The sequence below is a fragment of the Novispirillum itersonii genome, from assembly GCF_014205675.1.
Classification (GTDB): Bacteria; Pseudomonadota; Alphaproteobacteria; order Rhodospirillales; family Rhodospirillaceae; genus Novispirillum; species Novispirillum itersonii_A.
Genome location: NZ_JACIIX010000009.1, coordinates 1 through 16,354 on the forward strand (window position 1 = coordinate 1; position 16,354 = coordinate 16,354).

The following is a 16,354-nucleotide window of genomic DNA, read 5'->3' on the forward strand; positions in this document are numbered from 1 at the left end:
ATCTCAAGCACGTTCTTCAGGGAAGAAGGGACCAGCAGGCTCACCCGTTCACCGACCCCACACAGGCGTACGCCTGTGTGGGGGAAACATACAAGGGACCCATCAAACAAAATGGAGGCCCAAAGGGCCGACTGGCCCATTGAGGGCCCGCGCGACCATTCGCGCGTAAGCCAAGCGGGCGGACGCCCGCGCCCGGCGTCTGAGGGGCTGAAAACAGCCCACATCCGCACCGCGGATGTGGGCGACGTGGCGGCGCTTGCCCCCCGGCTGCGGGCGGCGGATGTGGCGGAGGTCTGGGCCGCCCACCGTGCCCTTCCGGAACAGGCGCTGGCCGGATCGCTGGCGGTGTCGGACTGGGCCGGGGCCGGGGTGGTGGGCGGGCGGGTGGAAGCCCTGTTCGGCGTCGCCGCCGATGCCGGGGATCCGCACACCGGCATTGTCTGGCTGCTCGCCAGCCCGGTGCTGGAGGCGCATCCGCTGACGGTGCTGCGCTACAGCCGCATGGTGGTGGACCACTGGCAGCGGCGCTATCGGCTGCTGACCAACTGGGTCGATGCCCGCAACCGGGTGTCGCTGCGCTGGCTGCGGTGGCTGGGATTTACGGTGTTCCCCGCTGTGCCTTACGGGCCGGACGGGGAGCGGTTTCACCGTGTGGAATGGCGCGTGGAACAGCGTGTGAAACGCTGTGGGACACAACGGAGGACAGAAGCATGTGTGCAGTACCGGGAGTGATGGCGGTGGCGGCTTTGGCCTCGGCGGCGGTCAGCGCGGCGGGCATGGTGCAGCAGGGGCAGGCGCAGCGGCGGCAGGCCGGGTATCAGACGGCGATGGCCGAGGCCAATGCGGCAGCGGCGGAACAGGCGGCGCAGGCGCAGGACCGGGCGGCGGAGCGGGCGGTGGAACAGGGGCAGGTGGCGGAGCAGCGCCAGCGGCTGCTGACGGCGCAGGCGATCAGCGGCCAACGGGCGGCGCTGGCGGCGGCGGGGGTGCAGGTGGACAGCGGATCAGCGCTGGACCTGACCGCCGACACCGCGCAGGCGGGGGAACTGGATGCCCTGTCCCGCCGCCAGTCGGCGGAGGAGGACGCCTATCAGCACCGCTGGCAGGCCTATCAGGCCCGCACCAACGCCAATGCGGCGCTGGCACAGGGCACTCTGGCCGGGATGCGCGGCGATGCGGCGGTGACCGGCAGCCTGTTTTCCGCCGGGGGCAGCCTGCTCAACCGGATCCCGGCGGTCAGCCGGGGCTTCGGCAAGGCGTGGCTGCCGGAAGACGGCAGTTGACCGGCGGCGGCTTACTGCGCCGGATCGGTGGCGGAGCCGGTGGAGCGGGCCGGGGTGGGCACAGGCTCCGGGGCCGGTGGGATGTCGGCGGTTTTGCGCAGTTTCTGGCCGTCGCGCAGCAGGTCGATGCTGACCCCGCGCCGCCCGGACAGGGCCGGCTGACGTTCGGCAAAGTCCTGCGCGGTGTCGATGCTGTGGCCGTCGAGGGCGGTGATCAGGTCGCCTTCCAGCAGGTCAGCGGAAAAGGCCGGGCTGCCATCCACCACCGCGAAGATTTCCGCGCCCTTGTTGGTCTGGTTCTTCTTCCGGGTGTCGTCAGACGGTTCCTGCACCGCCACCCCCAGCCCGCCGGGCCGGGCCTTCACCCAGTAGGTCGCGGTCAGGGTGTACTGGGTGTACAGCGTCGGTTCGTAGCGGGTGACGGTGGTGCGGGCCCAGACATAACCGGTGCGGCGGGCCCCGTCGCGGTCGATGTAGGTGCGGCGCACCGGGGTCATGATCTGCTCTTCCACCGGGGTGACGCCGCGCCGGGTTGACTCATACTCCTGCGACAGCAGCACCACCTGTGCCCCCACCGCCTGCCCCTGTGCCTGGGCGTCGGAACGGGCGGTGTTGGTGCCGGAAAACTGCGACTGGCCGATCATGACAAAGCCGCGCCGCAGCATCGCCCGGTTTTCCGCCATGGCGGAGCCGGACGGCAGGATCCGCACCTCCGGTTTCCCCCCGGCGGCGGCTGCCGGGGCCAGCGGCCCGGGATCCAGCGCCACGTAGCTGTCGGCGTAGGGATTGGCGCAGGCGGCAAGGAACAGCAGGAACGACAGCGGCAGCAGACGGCGGAGCATCGCGGGTAATCCGGGGCAGAGGATGACCCGGACAGTCTACGCCCACCGGGACCCGGTGGGGAAGGGCGGGCTTGACGGAGCGTTCCGGCTTTTGCCGGGAAGGCTGAGGTCTGGCAGACAGATAACCAATCTGGAGATTATTGCGATGACACTTTCAAATACGGTTACAAAACAGGCCTACAGTACCAACGGCGGGACCACGGTATGGCCGTTTTCCTTTCCGTTGGACCGCGACAGCGACCTGATAATGGTCCTGACCGGCCCCGGCGGCGCGGAGGAGACCATTGCCCCCGGCCGGTACCGGGTGGACCGCAGCAGCAGCGGCAGCCCGGGCGGCACCGTCAGCTTTCCGCTGTCCGGTCCGGCGCTGCCGATGGGGCACAGCGTGACCCTGCTGCGCCGGGTGCCGGTGACCCAGACCACCGATCTGGTCACCGGGGCGGCCTTTTATGCCGAGGATCTGGAACGGGCGCTGGACCGCCAGACGATGATCGACCAGCAGCAGCAGGAAGAGATCGGGCGGGCGCTGAAGATTCCGGTGTCAGACCTTCCCAACGGGGTGACGCTGCCGCCGATGAACACCCGTGCCAACCGGGTGCTGGCCTTCGACGGGGCGGGCGGTGTCACCGTTTCCAGCTTTACCCTGAAGCAGATTGAATCCGGCGCCACCACCGAGCTGAGCGCGCAGGATGCCCAGCACGCCGCCGTTGAAGCCGATGCGGCGCGCGATGTGGTGCTGATCAACAAGGCGGATTTTGATCCCAAATACGCCGATTTCTCCGGCAAATACGCCGACTTTGCCCCGAAATACAGCCTGTTCACCCCGGCCTATGCCGATTTTGCCGCCAAATATGCCGATTTTGTGCCCAAGCACACCATCGCGCAGGCGCAGTGGCCGACCGTGCAGATGGCGGGGAAATGGGCCGAGGAAGCCGAAGACGTCGAGGTGCTGCCCGGCCAGTATTCGGCCAAGCACTGGGCGCGGAAGTCGGCGGCGGTGGTGCTGGGCGGCACCACGGTGATTTCGTCGAACGATAAGGTGCCGGATTTTCTCGGCAACAAGCTGCTGGCCGGGAATGGCATTGCCCTTGGGGTGGCGGCTGCCGGATCCGGGCAGACCATGACCGTCAGCAATACGGCGGTGCCGAAGTTTTACACCCGCGCCAGTGCGGCGCTGGCCCAGAACGCCAGCCTGACCCTTGCCACCCCCGGCGTGAAGGATGGCGAGGGCCTGAAGCGGGTGGTGTCGGTGTTTGAGGAAACGGTGGGCACTGCCCTGACCGACAGCGCCACCGACTTTGATCTGGCCGATGAGGCGCAGTTCGCTTTCCGGGCGTATACGCCGAACACGGCGGTGACGCTGGTCGGCAACGAGAAAGCCGGGCCGGTCAGTGTGGTGGCCACCACGGTTGACGGGTTCAACGATACCGCGACCGTTCCCGTCAGCGCCGATGGCGCGATGGCCCTGAGCGTGTACTACGATGCCGCTTCCACCACCATGAAAGCCGTTGTCACCCAGCGCCTGACCCCCGGTTCTTACACAGTCGGAACCCCGGTGACGGTGGCGTCCAGCCGTAAATACGCGCTTAAACTCCTGCGGCTGACCACCAACACGGTGGTGATGACCTACCGGGGCACCAGCAGCACCCCTTACGTCTATTATCTGCGGGTGATGACGGTCGCCGCTGACGGCACAGTCACCCTGGGGGCGGAGCAGGTGCTGCGCAACAGCGGCTACAGCTACGGAACACCGAACGGATCCCTGTGCCGGATTTCCGACACGGAGTTCTGCGCGGCGGTGATCGACATCATTCCCGGCGGCGGAAACCAGTACGTCAACTTTGCCCGCGTCACGGTCAGCGGCACCGTCGCCTCCGTTGGCAGCTGGGTCACGCTGGTGACGGACACCAACCTCGGGGGGGGCCTAGAGGTCGCATCGGTCGGTTCCGGCGTGGTGGCGGTGGCGTGGTCCATCAGCAGCGGGGCTTGGTGGCTGCGGCTGCTGGATGTCACCACCACCCCCTATACGCCGGGGGGAGCGGCCTACAATACCGGGGTCGAATATACTGACCGTGTGGCGGGGATCCTGCCGCTGTCAGACACCCACTTCCTGTTCTGCACATGGCGGCAGGATATCCAGTACCTTGGTGCGCGAGTGCTGAGCCGGACAGGGACAGGGACCCCGGCTTACGTCAGTCAAAAAACACTGGTGCTGGGTAGTGTGGGTGCCCCTTATACCTACTGTCCGTCGGCCTTCGTGCAGACGGCCCCCGGCAAATTCCGCTTCCACGGCCTGTCTTCAGGCGGGGTCACCAACAAAGCCTATTATCTGGACTTCTCCTGTGCCGCCGACCTGACCCTGACGGTGGACACCGTCCAGACGGTGACATTCACCGGGGCTTCGATAGAGGGGGCATACCCGGCAACCCACATCCTGACGGCGGATGGCTTTGTCTGGACCATGTTTCCAGACACCACAACCTATGCCCTGCGGGCGGTTGAATACCGCCCCAGCCTGACCGCGACGCTGGCGACGGGGGCATGGGCGGCAGACGATGCAGGGCGGGCGGTGGTCGCCGCCGGGGGGGTGGCGAAGATCGCCGCGATCTCCGGGGCGACGGCGGAGCTCTCCACCCTGTCGGCGTTCAGCACCATCGGCACCTTCACCGCCGGAAACTGGAGCCTGCGCGATGCGGCGCTGTACGATGGCAAGGTGCAGACCGTGAAGGCGGTTCCGGCAGTGGTGCGCACCACCAAGGATTCCTCGCTGTGGGAGGCCCTGACCGGCCTGTCGGCCTCGGTCAGCGGCGCGGTAAAACTGGCGTGGTCCTTTGATGGCCGCAGTTGGTCGGTGTGGGATGGCAGCGCCAGACGGATCATCGTCACCAACCGCGCCAGTATTCACGGCGGGATCGACCCTCAGTGGATGGTCCGGAATGACGCGGACTCATGGGTGTTCCCGCCGGAAAACAACGCCCAGTCGGCGCTGGAAACCGCCTTCGGCTATACCGCCAACCAGACCGCGCCCGCCGTTTATGCCGCGCTGGGGGCGGCCGGGTTTGCCGCCCTTGGCTTCACCAAAAGCATGACCGGCACCGTGCGGGTGGGGATGTGGCTGCCGCCCGGCGGCAGTTTCGACCAGCTGACGCTGAATTACACCGGCCGCTCGGCGTGGAAACGGGCCGAGAGCGGCTACAGCATCGATTACGGGCGCGAGGATCAGGTGGTGATCACCCGCACCGCCAGCGGCACCGCCAGCGTTTTTGCCACCGTCATGCATGTGGAGACGACCTGATGACCCAGACCCTTTCCACCGCGCAGCGGCTGTACCGCAGCCGCGTCAACGCCTGGGCGGCGCGGGAAATCAGCGGCAGCGTTGACCACGGCGGCCACACCTATCAGGCCGATGCCGACAGCCGGGCGATCATCGCCGGATGGGCGGCGCATCTGGCCGCCGGGGGCAGCCTGCCGGAGGGCTTCGTGTGGCGCACCGCCGACAATCAGGATGTGGCGCTGACCGCGGCGGAGGTGACGGCGCTGAACGCCGCCTTCATCCACCATGCCCACACGGTGCGCTGCACCGGCTGGGCCACCAAGCAGGCGCTGGATGGCCTCGACAGCCTTGAGGCCGCCGAGGCGCTGGTCAGCGGGATCGGGGCCTGATCATGGGCGATGGACTGAGCGTGCAGCAGGTGATCACCGGGGTTCTGGTGCCGGTGGTGACGGCGGGGTTCTGGATTCTGTGGCACCGGATTTCCGAGGCCACCGCCACCGCCAAGACCACGGCGGGGGAGCTGACGGCGCACAAGGTGGACTGCGAACGCCGCTTCGCCCGCGCTGAGGATCTGGAACGGCTGGAAGCCCGGATCGAGGCGCGGTTTGACCGGCTGGAAGAAAAACTCGACCGCGCCATCGGACGGCGCGAGGAGGCATGATGAACGGGACTTTTGATGAAACCGCGCTGGCGGCGGACCTGCGCCGGGATGAGGCAGTGCGGCTGCTGCCGTACCGCTGCACGGCGGGGAAACTGACGATCGGCATCGGGCGGAACCTCGATGACGTGGGCATCAGCGCCGAGGAGGCGGCGGTTCTGCTGGGCAATGACATCCGCCGGGTTCTGGCCGGGCTGGATCGGCAGTTGCCGTGGTGGCGGGGCCTGTCGGCGGGGCGGCAGCGGGCGCTGGCGAACATGGCCTTCAATCTGGGGCTGCCGCGCCTGCTGGGGTTCCGGCAGATGCTGGCCGCCTTGCAGGCCGGGCAGTGGGAGGAGGCGGCGCGGCAGGCGCTGGACAGCAAATGGGCTGGGCAGGTGGGCGAACGCGCCGACCGTATCGCCCGCCTGATCCGGGAGGGATAAGCGATGGCCCCGTTGCTTGCGGCTCTGGTGCCGGTGTTCGGCAGCCTGCTGGATAAACTGATCCCCGATACCGCCGAAGCCGCCAAGGCCAAGGCGGAACTGGAACTGCGGCTGGTGGAGGCCGCCAATCAGGCGGCATTGGCACAGGTGGAGGTGAACAAGACGGAAGCCGCCAGCGGCAGCCTGTTCATCGGTGGCTGGCGTCCGTTCATCGGCTGGGTGTGCGGGGCGGCGCTGGCGGCGCAGTATGTGGCCGGGCCGCTGCTGGAATGGGCCGCCGCCGCTGCCGGGCACCCGGTGCCGCCGCTGCCGAAGCTGGATGATATGCTGTGGGAACTGATCCTTGCCCTGCTCGGTGTCGCCGGGCTGCGGACGGTGGAGAAAATGCGCGGCGTGGCGCGGTGAAGCAAAAGGCCCCGGGGGACACTCCGGGGCCTTTTGCCGTTTACAGGGTTAAGGCAATTCTGAGGTGTTTTTTCACTTTAAAAAAATCCATGAGTTGGGTAGTTGATCTGGTTATCATTCTCGCTAAAGGGGGTTTTTAATGTTGCGCTGGTTTACGATAGGGGTCTGCATTTTTCTGTCCGGTTGCCTGTTGCCGGACCGGTACGAAGCTGAGCTGACCGTACTGACTGATGGGTCTTATACCCTGACATATGACGGAGAGTTTATTGACGTCATGACCCATGCCGAGATGCAGAAAAAGGGCCTGACTGAAAAGCAGGAGGCGGAACGGGCCGAGTTCGTCTCAGAGAATTTTGATATCGGAGTGAATGGGGAAAAGCTGAAATATAAGGGTAAAGCCAGATATTCCGCTGACTTTGTGGATAAAGGGGATTATCGCCGCTTCAATTCTGGCAGCATCGCGCAGGTGATGAAAATCATCGACAGGCCCGACGGCACTGTCAGCGTCAGGGGGCTGAAACCCAAGGATGGCGGCAAGATCCCGGATGGGCTGACCAGTCAGGGGGATATCTGCATTATCACCGATATGGAGGTGATAGAGCACAACGCCAACAGCACTCCCGGGTGGTTCAGCAAGTGTTACCGTTGGAAAAAATACCAGCTTTTGACCGATCCGGAACTGTTGATCCGGATGCGTAAAAAAGGCTGACCGGGGATACGATCGAGAAAGATGACCGACTGCCGGTGAAACGGATTCCTTGCAAACGGCTGGTCCTTCTCGTACCCGTCAGGAGTTTTCCCGTATTCTGGCATGGGCAGGTCTGTTTCCGTGCCGGTGGACTGGCAGCCTGACCGGCCATACAGTCAGGTGACACATCCGCAGCGGAGAGACCTGCCATGTCCACGCCTGAAACCCCGGATCCCCGGGTCCACCCGATCCTGAATCTTGAGGACCTGACCTATCAGCCCTCCGGTTCCGGCGGCGCGTTTGAGGCGCAGATTGCCGACATCGGCTGGAAAATCGGGGCGGTGAAGCTGGGCTATAACGTGACCGTGGTGCCACCGGGTAAGGCGGCCTTTCCGTTTCACAGCCACACGGTGAACGAGGAAATGTTTGTCATCCTCTCCGGCAGCGGGGAGCTGCGGCTGGGCGACTGTGCCTATCCGCTGCGCGCCGGTGATGTGGTGGCCTGCCCGCCCGGCGGTCCGGAGACCGCCCATCAGATCCGCAACACCGGGCAGGAGGAGCTGCGCTATCTGGCGGTCGGCACCACCCAGTATCCGGAAATCACGGAGTATCCCGACAGCGGCAAGTTCGGGGTCGTCCACCGGGTGCCGGGCGCACCGGGAGAACCCAGCCACCGGGTGTTCCGCCACATCGGCAGGCCGGAAAACGCGGTGGATTACTGGGACGGGGAAGGGGGCAAGGCCCGCCCGGCGGTGAACCCGAACGATCCGGATCAGATCACCGACCGCTATCAGGTGGAGGCATTGGAACGGGTGGCAGCACGTTGGAAGGCAGAGGGTCGGCCGCTTCGGCCACGGCTGACCCTGCCGCCGGACCCCTCGGAAACCGGCTGAGCAGCGGCGTTTACAGGCTGGCGGACTGTGCCTTAATCCGCAGGGCGGCCCCATGCAGATTGCTCAGGTCTCCGGCAATGCTGTTGATCCCGGAGGTAATGCTTTCTACGCCGGTGGCGGCGATGTTCATGTTTGATGACATTTCGCCGGTCACGGCCGACTGCTCTTCCACCGCCGAAGCAATCGCCGCCGAAACTTCGTTGATCCGTTCGATGGTTGCGGCAATCGTCCGGATCTCGTTGACGGTGGCCTGCGTGCCCTGCTGCACTGAGGCAATCTGCTGGGTGATTTCTTCGGTGGCCCGGCTGGTCTGGGTGGCCAGACTTTTCACTTCGTTGGCGACGACGGCGAAACCCTTTCCGGCCTCTCCGGCGCGGGCGGCCTCAATGGTGGCATTCAGGGCCAGCAGGTTGGTCTGTCCGGCGATGTCGTTAATCAGTTTGACCACCTGCCCGATGCGGTCGGTAGCCTGCAACAGGGCGTTGACGGTGTCGTTGGTGTTCAGGGCCTGCTGCACCGCGTCGCTGGAAATCTGCGAGGCCTGTGTCACCTGACGGCTGATTTCCTGCACCGAGGCGGCCATTTCCTCCGATCCGGCGGCAACGGTCTGAACATTGCCGGAAGACTGCACGGCCGCGCTGGCGACGCTTGTAGATTGGCTGTTGGCGGCATCGATGAAGCTGACGATCTTTGCCAGTTCGGCATCAATGGCTTTCTGGGTGGCGGCCCGGCGCAGCCGTTCCTGCACCTGTTTGGTGATGTCGATGGCGAACTTGATCACCCCGGTCAGGGTGCCGTCGGCATCAAAGATCGGGTTGTAGGAGGCCTGAATGTAAATCTCCCGCCCGCCCTTGCCGATCCGACGGTATTCACTGACCTGAAAGTTTCCGGCCCGCAGATCATCCCAGAAGGCTTTATACTCCGGGCTGTCATGCTCCGCCGGATCAACGAACAGGCGGTGATGCTTGCCCCGAATTTCCTCCAGCGTGTAGCCCAGCGCCTTCAGGAAGTTCTCGTTGGCATGGACGACGATGCCATCCAGCGTGAACTGGATCACCGCCTGAGACCGGTCAATGGCGGCGGTCTGCGCTGCCTGTAACAGGGCCTGCTGCTTTTCCGCCATGATGTCAGTGGCGATCTTGATCACCTTATAGGGGCGGCCGGAGCGGTCAAGGACCGGCATATAGCTGCCCTGAATCCAGCGGGGGCTGCCGTCTTTGGCAAAGCGCTGGAAGGAGGAGGTGAACTGTTTCCCTTCCCGCAGACGTTGCCAGAACTCCTGATACTCCTGCGAGGCGGCATAAGCCGGGGAGACGAACAGCCGGTGCTTCTGGCCGATCAGGTCCTGCGGCGTATACTGCATCAGGGCGCAGAAGTTTCCGTTGGCGCTGAGGATGGTGCCATCCAGACTGAATTCGATGATCGCCTGCGCGGCGGACAGGGCAGAGACAACGTCCGTTGCGTGATTATGGATCCTGAACATGACGGTCTCCTGTAGACAGGGGTTCTGCTGCTATAATGTTCTTTTGATCCGGATGTGGCAATTCAGCCATAATAACCAAATACTGTTGGTGTTTTTTGCAAGATGGGAATGGCGGGAATATTAATAAAATTCTATTTTTTGGAATCAGAGAGTTTTATTGAATTGTATTCAGGGGCGGCGGGGTTGACGGCCCCTCGCTCTGTTGTCAGAGCGAGGGGAGGGACAAAAGCAGCAGCCTGTGTTGAAAAAGGGGAATGGCTGACCCCGATGTCAGTCATTCCCCTTCAGTGTGCTGTCTTGTCCTGCGGCTTCCGGATAAGACCGGACGATCCTGCGGCGGAGGGTGTCCCCGGATGGGGCTGGATCGAACAGGGGGCTGTTACAGGCTGGCGGACTGTTCCTTAATCCGCAGGGCGGCCCCATGCAGATTGTTCAGGTCTCCGGCGATGCTGTTGATGCCGGTGGTGATGCTTTCGACCCCGGCAGCGGCAATGTTCATGTTTGATGACATTTCGCCGGTCACGGCCGACTGCTCTTCCACCGCCGAAGCAATCGCCGCCGAAATTTCGTTGATCCGTTCGATGGTTGCGGCAATCGTCCGGATCTCGTTGACGGTGGCCTGGGTGCCCTGCTGCACTGAGGCGATCTGCTGGGTGATCTCATCGGTGGCCCGGCTGGTCTGGGTGGCCAGTCCTTTCACTTCATTGGCGACGACGGCAAAACCCTTTCCGGCCTCTCCGGCGCGGGCGGCCTCAATGGTGGCATTCAGGGCCAGCAGGTTGGTCTGTCCGGCGATGTCGTTAATCAGTTTGACCACCTGCCCGATGCGGTCGGTGGCCTGCAACAGGGCGTTGACGGTGTCGTTGGTGTTCAGCGCCTGCTGCACCGCGTCGCTGGAAATCTGCGAGGCCTGTGTCACCTGACGGCTGATTTCCTGCACCGAGGCGGCCATTTCCTCCGATCCGGCGGCAACGGTCTGGACATTGCCGGAAGACTGCACCGCCGCGCTGGCGACGCTTGTAGATTGGCTGTTGGCGGCATCAATGAAGCTGACGATCTTTGCCAGTTCGGCATCAATGGCTTTCTGGGTGGCGGCCCGGCGCAGCCGTTCCTGCACCTGCCGGGTAATGTCGGTGGCGAACTTGATCACCCCGTTCGGCGTGCCGTCGGCATCAAAGACCGGGTTGTAGGAGGCCTGAATGTAAACGTCCCGCCCGCCCTTGCCGATCCGGCGGTATTCACTGACCTGAAAGTTTCCGGCCCGCAGCTCATTCCAGAAGGCTTTATACTCCGGGCTGTCATGCTCCGCCGGATCAACGAACAGGCGGTGATGCTTGCCCCGGATTTCCTCCAGCGTGTAGCCCAGCGCCTTCAGGAAGTTCTCGTTGGCATGGACGACGATGCCGTCCAGCGTGAACTGAATCACCGCCTGAGACCGGTCAAGGGCGGCGGTCTGCGCCGCCTGCAACAGGGCCTGCTGCTTTTCCGCCGTGATGTCAGTGGCGATCTTGATCACCTTATAGGGGCGGCCGGAGCGGTCAAGGACCGGCATATAGCTGCCCTGAATCCAGCGTTCCGATCCATCCCGGGCAAGACGCAGGTAGGAAGACGTGAAGCTTTTGCCGCTGTTCAGGTCTGCCCAGAATGCCTGATACTCCCGGGAGGCCGCATAGGCTGGTTTCACAAACAGGCTGTGTTGCTTTCCCGCCAGTTCCTGCGGCGTATATTGCATCAGCGAACAGAAATTGTCGTTGGCGCGGACAATCTTTCCGTCAAGAGTGAACTCAATCACAGCCTGAGCCTGTGAGATTGCCTGAAGAGTAGACTTATCTTCATTACATTTTTCGAACATTCTGCCCACCGTTATTTATGGCCGCTTCCCATATACGGGTATAGCGGTTTTGGGTGTTGTCTTGCAATTCGACCGGAAGGACTAGGAGTGTTCCTAATGTTTGGGACGGTAGGAGAATTATTTGCATTTTCCAATGACCGGCGTATTTCGTCTGTCTGGAAAGCTCTTGGTCTTTGCAAAATGCAAGGAAAGGATCCGACATCTGGGCTGAGTGTTTCAGTGTTGCCGGGAGAAAGTTTAAGGCCCGGTGTGAGACAGTTCCTGCTGAGAGGTGCCGTGCCATCGCCCACCGGGGCGGATGCCCCGGCTTAAACAATCAGCGCCGCGCCATCGCCCAGCGGGCGGATGCCCCGGCTTAAACAATCAGCGCCGCGCCATCGCCCACCGGGCGGATGCCCCGGCTTAAACAATCAGCGCCGCGCCATCGCCCACCGGGCGGATGCCCGGCTTAAACAATCAGCGCCGCGCCATCGCCCACCGGGCGGATGCCCGGCTTAAACAATCAGCGCCGCGCCATCGCGGCGCGGGTCGGCGAAGGCGTCCAGTCCGCCGCTGCGGGTGCGCTGCACGGCGTGGACGCCGCCGAAGTACATGTTCCGCTCCGGCCACAGGACCGGATCACGCCATTCCTCGGCCAGTCCGTCCGGCAGGTCACATTCCAGCGACAGGCGGCCGTTTTCGCAGTGCAGGCGCGGGGCGGTGATGGCGTCATCCAGCGGCATGCCATAGGTGAACAGGTTGGCCAGCACCTGCAACAGCGCGCTGCGGATCCGCCGGGATCCGCCGGAGCCCAGCACCCATTCTCCGCCATCCCGGTGGATCGCCAGCGTCGGGGCCATCATCGAGGTCATCCGGCTGTCGGTCGGCCAGCTCAGCCAGTCCGGCCCGCCGGGTCCGCCGCCGCCGGGCAGCAGATCTTCTTCCCCCAGCATGTTGTTCATGATGATGCCGGTGCCGGGAATCATCCAGCCGCTGCCTTCGCCGTTGGAAACGGTCAGGGCCGCCGCATTGCCCGCCGCATCGACAACGCTGATGTGGGTGGTGCCGCGGTAGGCGCTGGCCCGGCCCTCGATCTGGCTGCGCCATGTTTCCAGCAGGGCGGGGTCCAGCAGGCGGTCGCGCCACTCATCGCCGTGCTGCACTTCCAGCGTGGCGCGGGCGGCGCCGGTCAGATCCATCACCCGGGCCAGCAGGCGGCGCTGGGCCCGGCTGCCCCACGCCAGTTTGTGCAGGGCCTGCCCGCGCAGCATTTCCAGCCCGAAGGCGATCAGGGTGCCGCCGGAAGAGGGCGGCGGATTGGTGTGGATGGTGATGTCGTCATGTTTGACCGACAGCGGATCGCGGATATGGGTGCGGTAGGTGCGCAGATCCTCGGCTGTCAGGTGGCCGCCGTGTTCGGCGTGGGCATCGGTCAGGGCGCGGGCGATTTCCCCCCGGTAGAACAGATCCGGCCCTTCGTGGGTCAGGGCATCCAGCACATCGGCCAGCAGCGGGTGGCGGAAGGTGTCCCCGGCCTGCAACGGGGTGTCGGAGACGGTGCCGTCGTCGCTGCGGCGGAAGAACAGGGCCCGGCTGTCCGCCGACAGCGCCAGAATGGCTTTAACCACTGAAAACACATAGGCCTGCTGGGGGTTGACGGTCAGCCCGTCGCGGGCCAGCATCCGCGCCGGTTCCGCCAGTTCCTTCAGCGGCATCCGCCCCAGCGCGGCATGGGCATCAAACACCCCGCGCACCGCCCCCGGCACCGCCATGGCGGCAAATCCGGCGTGAAACTGCTGGGTGGTGGTGCCAAAATCCGCCGTCACCGGGCGGAAGTCGCAGGCACTTTCCCGCAGCTTGCGGCGCGGGGTCTGGACGAAAAAGTCCAGCACCTTCGGCGGGCGTCCGGCCGGGCGGGCCAGCAGAAACCCGCCGCCGCCGAGCGAGCTCAGCACCGGCTCCGCCACGCAGGAGGCCAGAAAGGCCGCCAGTGCGGCATCAAAGGCATTCCCGCCGTTTTCCAGCACCATGGCGGCGGCTCTGGCGGTTTCCGGGTGTCCTGCGGCGACGGCGCCCTGTTTCATGGAGACTCCTTCATGAATGCTCCGGGGATGGAAGAAAGATCAATGACCGGCACAGTTTACCCGGTCAACGCGGTTCGGCAAGAACCCCGCCTGTGCTATCCTGAGGACAGAGACTCCGGGAGGCACAGAAGAACACATGGGCACAGTATGGGATCCGCAGCAATACCTGCGTTTCAACGATCACCGCACCCGCCCGGCGCAGGATCTTCTGGCCCGGGTGCCGCTGGAGGCCCCGGCACAGGTGGTGGATCTGGGCTGCGGGCCGGGCAATTCCACCCGCGCCCTGAAGGCCCGCTGGCCACAGGCGCAGGTGACCGGGCTGGACAATGATCTGGCCATGCTGGCATCAGCCCGGGCGGCAGACCCGCAGGGCCCCTATGCCTCGGCCGATGCGGCGCTGTGGCGGCCGGGGCCGGAGGTGGACCTGCTGTTCTCCAATGCCGTGCTGCAATGGCTGGGCGATCATGCCACCCTGTTCCCGGCCCTGCTGGCGCCATTGCGCCCCGGGGCGGTGCTGGCGGTGCAGATTCCCGGCAACCACCATGCCCCCAGCCACACCCTGCTGGCGGAAACCGCCGCCAGCCGCAGCCGCTGGCAGGCGGTGCTGGAGCCGGTGCTGCGGCCCGATCCGGTGCTGGAACCGATGGACTATCACCGTCTGCTGGCCCCGCTGTCGGCCGGGCTGGATGTGTGGGAAACCACCTATGTGCAGGCCCTGACCGGCGAGGATCCGGTGCTGGAATGGGTCCGGCCCACCCGGCTGCGGGTGATGCAGGCGGCGTTACGCACTCTGCCGGATGGCGCGGCGGAGGCCGGGGCGTTTGAGGCCGCCTATGCCGCCCGTCTGCGCACCGCCTATCCGCAGCAGGCCGACGGCAGCACGCTGTTTCCGTTCCGGCGGATTTTTATGGTGGCGGTGCGGGCGGGGGGCTGAGGCGGTTCCGTCCCGCAACGGCTTTATCCGCCGCTGAACAGGATCACCAGATTGCGCCCGGCCTTTTTGGCCTCGTACATCGCCTCGTCGCCGAACCGCAGCAGTTCCCCGGCTTCCCGGGCATGGTCGGGCGACAGGGCCACCCCGATGCTGGAGGAAATCCGCAGCGGCCCGTGCACCTCGTGGGCAAACGGGGTTTCCAGTGCCAGCCGCAGTTTTTCCGCCACCGCCACCGCATCCTCCGGAGTGGGGATGGCCGGCAGCAGCACCACAAATTCGTCGCCGCCCATGCGGGAGACGGTATCGCCGGCCCGCAGCACATGGCGCATGCGGACGGAGGCCTGCTTCAGCAGCCAGTCCCCGGCGGCGTGGCCGTACTGGTCGTTGATCGGCTTGAAGCGGTCAAGGTCGATGAACAGCAGGGCGGTGCGCTGGCCGTTGCGGCGGGCGGCGGGCAGGGCCATCTGAAGCCGGTCTTCCAGCAGGCGGCGGTTGGGCAGGCCGGTCAGGGCATCGTGATAGGTCATCAGGCTGATCTGGCGCAGCAGGGCCAGCATGCGGAAGCCGGAGGCACACAGCACGGCGGTCAGCAGCAGGGCGACCCAGATACCGGCGCTGTCGGCGGCGGCGGCCAGATACAGGTCTTTTTTCGGCAGGTGATGGATCAGCCACAGTTCGCCTTCCACCACTTCCCCGGCCAGCTGAAAGTCGCCGTCCTCGGCCTCGTACCACTCCCCGCTGATCTGAAGATGGGCGGAGCTTTCCTGCGATGGGATTTCCACGCTGTTCTGGCTGGCGACCAGCCGGTCCGCCTCGTTGAGCAGGAAGGAGGTGCCCGCCGCCACCCCGATGTTCAGGGTATCGGTCAGGGTGCTGATCCGGATATCCAGCGCGGTGATGCCAAGAAAGGCGGTGCCATCATAAACCGGGCAGGCAATGGTCATCACCTGTCCCTTGCCGCCGATATCCTCGTAAGGCCCGGCCAGCGTCACCCGGCGCAGCGGGTTTTTGGTCGGGACGGATTGCTTCCAGTAGGCCCGGTCAAACAGTTTGGGCGTAAAGGCCACCTGTGTCACCGGGGCCTGTGGCATCAGGTGCAGGAAGCCCCGCTCCGAGATAAAATACAGCCAGGCCATCTCCGGGCTGTAACTCAGCACCGTGTTCAGTTCGGTGCTCATGCGGTCGGCGGCGTTCAGTTCCCGCCGCAACCGTTCGTCCGGGGTCAGGGTCAGGGCACCGGTGGTGGTGCCGCGCAGGGTTTCCGCCTGCCAGATCCCCTGCCACGGCAGGGGCTTCAGGGAGATCTCGTAGTCAAAATGCGGGTCGGTATAGGCATCGAGAAAGCGGTCACGCATCACCGCCACCACGGCGGAACTGACCGCCATAAACTGACGGAACAGATGCAGGCGGCTTTCAAAGGTCGCCTTGCTGACCGTCTGGATCCGTTCCACCTGATGCAGGAATGACCCGACCGAAAACGCCAGCACCAGAACAATGATGGCGGCAGCGAAGCCATTCCAGCGACGGGAGAAGGTCTGTCCCGATGTTTCCATG

Annotated in this window: 15 protein-coding genes; 10 read left to right on the top strand and 5 right to left on the bottom strand. The window is 64.8% G+C overall.

All coding sequences use genetic code 11. The features are described 5' to 3' along the window. Nucleotides 1–246: 246 nt before the first annotated feature. On the top strand, nt 247–732 hold the full coding sequence (locus FHS48_RS12150) for a hypothetical protein (RefSeq protein WP_184263839.1): 486 nt from the start codon (nt 247–249) through the stop codon (nt 730–732). Beyond that, nucleotides 711–1,283 (top strand): virion core protein, T7 gp14 family, encoded by a 573-nt coding sequence (locus tag FHS48_RS12155; protein WP_184263840.1) that lies wholly within the window; start codon nt 711–713, stop codon nt 1,281–1,283. Before FHS48_RS12150 ends, FHS48_RS12155 begins: the two co-directional genes overlap by 22 nt. An 11-nt stretch (nt 1,284–1,294) precedes the next feature. Here the strand turns inward: FHS48_RS12155 and FHS48_RS12160 are convergent, their stop codons facing one another. After that, complete coding sequence (locus FHS48_RS12160; RefSeq protein WP_184263841.1) at nt 1,295–2,125, bottom strand: PDZ domain-containing protein; 831 nt, start codon at nt 2,123–2,125, stop codon at nt 1,295–1,297. Between the two features lie 145 nt (nt 2,126–2,270). Between FHS48_RS12160 and FHS48_RS12165 the strand changes: the two genes are divergently transcribed. The 7 genes from FHS48_RS12165 to FHS48_RS12195 all read left to right on the top strand — a co-directional run bounded on the left by FHS48_RS12165 (nt 2,271) and on the right by FHS48_RS12195 (nt 8,468). Next, nucleotides 2,271–5,420, top strand: a complete 3,150-nt coding sequence (locus FHS48_RS12165; RefSeq protein WP_184263842.1) for a hypothetical protein — start codon at nt 2,271–2,273, stop codon at nt 5,418–5,420. Continuing rightward, entirely contained in the window at nt 5,420–5,788 is a 369-nt protein-coding gene (locus FHS48_RS12170) for a DUF4376 domain-containing protein (protein WP_184263843.1), read from the top strand. The genes FHS48_RS12165 and FHS48_RS12170 overlap by 1 nt, the downstream gene beginning before the upstream one ends. A gap of 2 nt (nt 5,789–5,790) precedes the next feature. Then, the gene (locus FHS48_RS12175; RefSeq protein ID WP_184263844.1) at nt 5,791–6,060 is read left to right on the top strand and encodes a hypothetical protein; all 270 of its coding nucleotides are present in this window, start codon (nt 5,791–5,793) and stop codon (nt 6,058–6,060) included. Then, a complete protein-coding gene (locus FHS48_RS12180; RefSeq protein ID WP_260402458.1) occupies nt 6,057–6,482 on the top strand; it encodes a glycoside hydrolase family protein in 426 nt (141 codons plus the stop codon). Before FHS48_RS12175 ends, FHS48_RS12180 begins: the two co-directional genes overlap by 4 nt. Nucleotides 6,483–6,485: 3 nt before the next feature. Next, complete coding sequence (locus FHS48_RS12185; protein WP_184263845.1) at nt 6,486–6,887, top strand: 3TM-type holin; 402 nt, start codon at nt 6,486–6,488, stop codon at nt 6,885–6,887. A 139-nt stretch (nt 6,888–7,026) separates the two neighbouring features. Next, nucleotides 7,027–7,596 carry a hypothetical protein gene (locus tag FHS48_RS12190; RefSeq protein ID WP_184263846.1) on the top strand — a complete coding sequence of 190 codons (570 nt, stop codon included), beginning with the start codon at nt 7,027–7,029 and terminating at the stop codon, nt 7,594–7,596. Between the two features lie 188 nt (nt 7,597–7,784). After that, on the top strand, nt 7,785–8,468 hold the full coding sequence (locus tag FHS48_RS12195) for a cupin domain-containing protein (protein ID WP_184263847.1): 684 nt from the start codon (nt 7,785–7,787) through the stop codon (nt 8,466–8,468). Between the two features lie 10 nt (nt 8,469–8,478). Here FHS48_RS12195 and FHS48_RS12200 read toward each other — a convergent pair whose 3' ends face one another. The 3 genes from FHS48_RS12200 to FHS48_RS12210 all read right to left on the bottom strand — a co-directional run bounded on the left by FHS48_RS12200 (nt 8,479) and on the right by FHS48_RS12210 (nt 13,866). Continuing rightward, nucleotides 8,479–9,951 carry a methyl-accepting chemotaxis protein gene (locus tag FHS48_RS12200; RefSeq protein WP_184263848.1) on the bottom strand — a complete coding sequence of 491 codons (1,473 nt, stop codon included), beginning with the start codon at nt 9,949–9,951 and terminating at the stop codon, nt 8,479–8,481. Nucleotides 9,952–10,330: 379 nt separating this feature from the next. Then, nucleotides 10,331–11,743 carry a methyl-accepting chemotaxis protein gene (locus tag FHS48_RS12205; RefSeq protein ID WP_311769132.1) on the bottom strand — a complete coding sequence of 471 codons (1,413 nt, stop codon included), beginning with the start codon at nt 11,741–11,743 and terminating at the stop codon, nt 10,331–10,333. Nucleotides 11,744–12,297: 554 nt separating this feature from the next. Further along, complete coding sequence (locus FHS48_RS12210) at nt 12,298–13,866, bottom strand: gamma-glutamyltransferase family protein (RefSeq protein WP_184263850.1); 1,569 nt, start codon at nt 13,864–13,866, stop codon at nt 12,298–12,300. Nucleotides 13,867–14,002: 136 nt separating this feature from the next. Here FHS48_RS12210 and FHS48_RS12215 point away from each other — a divergent pair, with 136 nt between their 5' ends. After that, complete coding sequence (locus FHS48_RS12215) at nt 14,003–14,800, top strand: methyltransferase domain-containing protein (RefSeq protein ID WP_184263851.1); 798 nt, start codon at nt 14,003–14,005, stop codon at nt 14,798–14,800. A gap of 23 nt (nt 14,801–14,823) precedes the next feature. Here FHS48_RS12215 and FHS48_RS12220 read toward each other — a convergent pair whose 3' ends face one another. Next, nucleotides 14,824–16,353 (bottom strand): sensor domain-containing diguanylate cyclase, encoded by a 1,530-nt coding sequence (locus FHS48_RS12220; protein ID WP_184263852.1) that lies wholly within the window; start codon nt 16,351–16,353, stop codon nt 14,824–14,826. Between the last annotated feature and the right edge of the window lies 1 nt (nt 16,354).

What these genes read in the sequence shown, in the direction of transcription:
- FHS48_RS12155 (WP_184263840.1), top strand. Translation starts at nt 711, where the DNA reads ATGTGTGCAGTACCGGGAGTGATGGCGGTGGCGGCTTTGGCCTCGGCG.
- FHS48_RS12160 (WP_184263841.1), bottom strand. Translation starts at nt 2,125, where the DNA reads ATGCTCCGCCGTCTGCTGCCGCTGTCGTTCCTGCTGTTCCTTGCCGCC.
- FHS48_RS12165 (WP_184263842.1), top strand. Translation starts at nt 2,271, where the DNA reads ATGACACTTTCAAATACGGTTACAAAACAGGCCTACAGTACCAACGGC.
- FHS48_RS12170 (WP_184263843.1), top strand. Translation starts at nt 5,420, where the DNA reads ATGACCCAGACCCTTTCCACCGCGCAGCGGCTGTACCGCAGCCGCGTC.
- FHS48_RS12175 (WP_184263844.1), top strand. Translation starts at nt 5,791, where the DNA reads ATGGGCGATGGACTGAGCGTGCAGCAGGTGATCACCGGGGTTCTGGTG.
- FHS48_RS12180 (WP_260402458.1), top strand. Translation starts at nt 6,057, where the DNA reads ATGATGAACGGGACTTTTGATGAAACCGCGCTGGCGGCGGACCTGCGC.
- FHS48_RS12185 (WP_184263845.1), top strand. Translation starts at nt 6,486, where the DNA reads ATGGCCCCGTTGCTTGCGGCTCTGGTGCCGGTGTTCGGCAGCCTGCTG.
- FHS48_RS12190 (WP_184263846.1), top strand. Translation starts at nt 7,027, where the DNA reads ATGTTGCGCTGGTTTACGATAGGGGTCTGCATTTTTCTGTCCGGTTGC.
- FHS48_RS12195 (WP_184263847.1), top strand. Translation starts at nt 7,785, where the DNA reads ATGTCCACGCCTGAAACCCCGGATCCCCGGGTCCACCCGATCCTGAAT.
- FHS48_RS12200 (WP_184263848.1), bottom strand. Translation starts at nt 9,951, where the DNA reads ATGTTCAGGATCCATAATCACGCAACGGACGTTGTCTCTGCCCTGTCC.
- FHS48_RS12210 (WP_184263850.1), bottom strand. Translation starts at nt 13,866, where the DNA reads ATGAAACAGGGCGCCGTCGCCGCAGGACACCCGGAAACCGCCAGAGCC.
- FHS48_RS12215 (WP_184263851.1), top strand. Translation starts at nt 14,003, where the DNA reads ATGGGCACAGTATGGGATCCGCAGCAATACCTGCGTTTCAACGATCAC.
- FHS48_RS12220 (WP_184263852.1), bottom strand. Translation starts at nt 16,353, where the DNA reads ATGGAAACATCGGGACAGACCTTCTCCCGTCGCTGGAATGGCTTCGCT.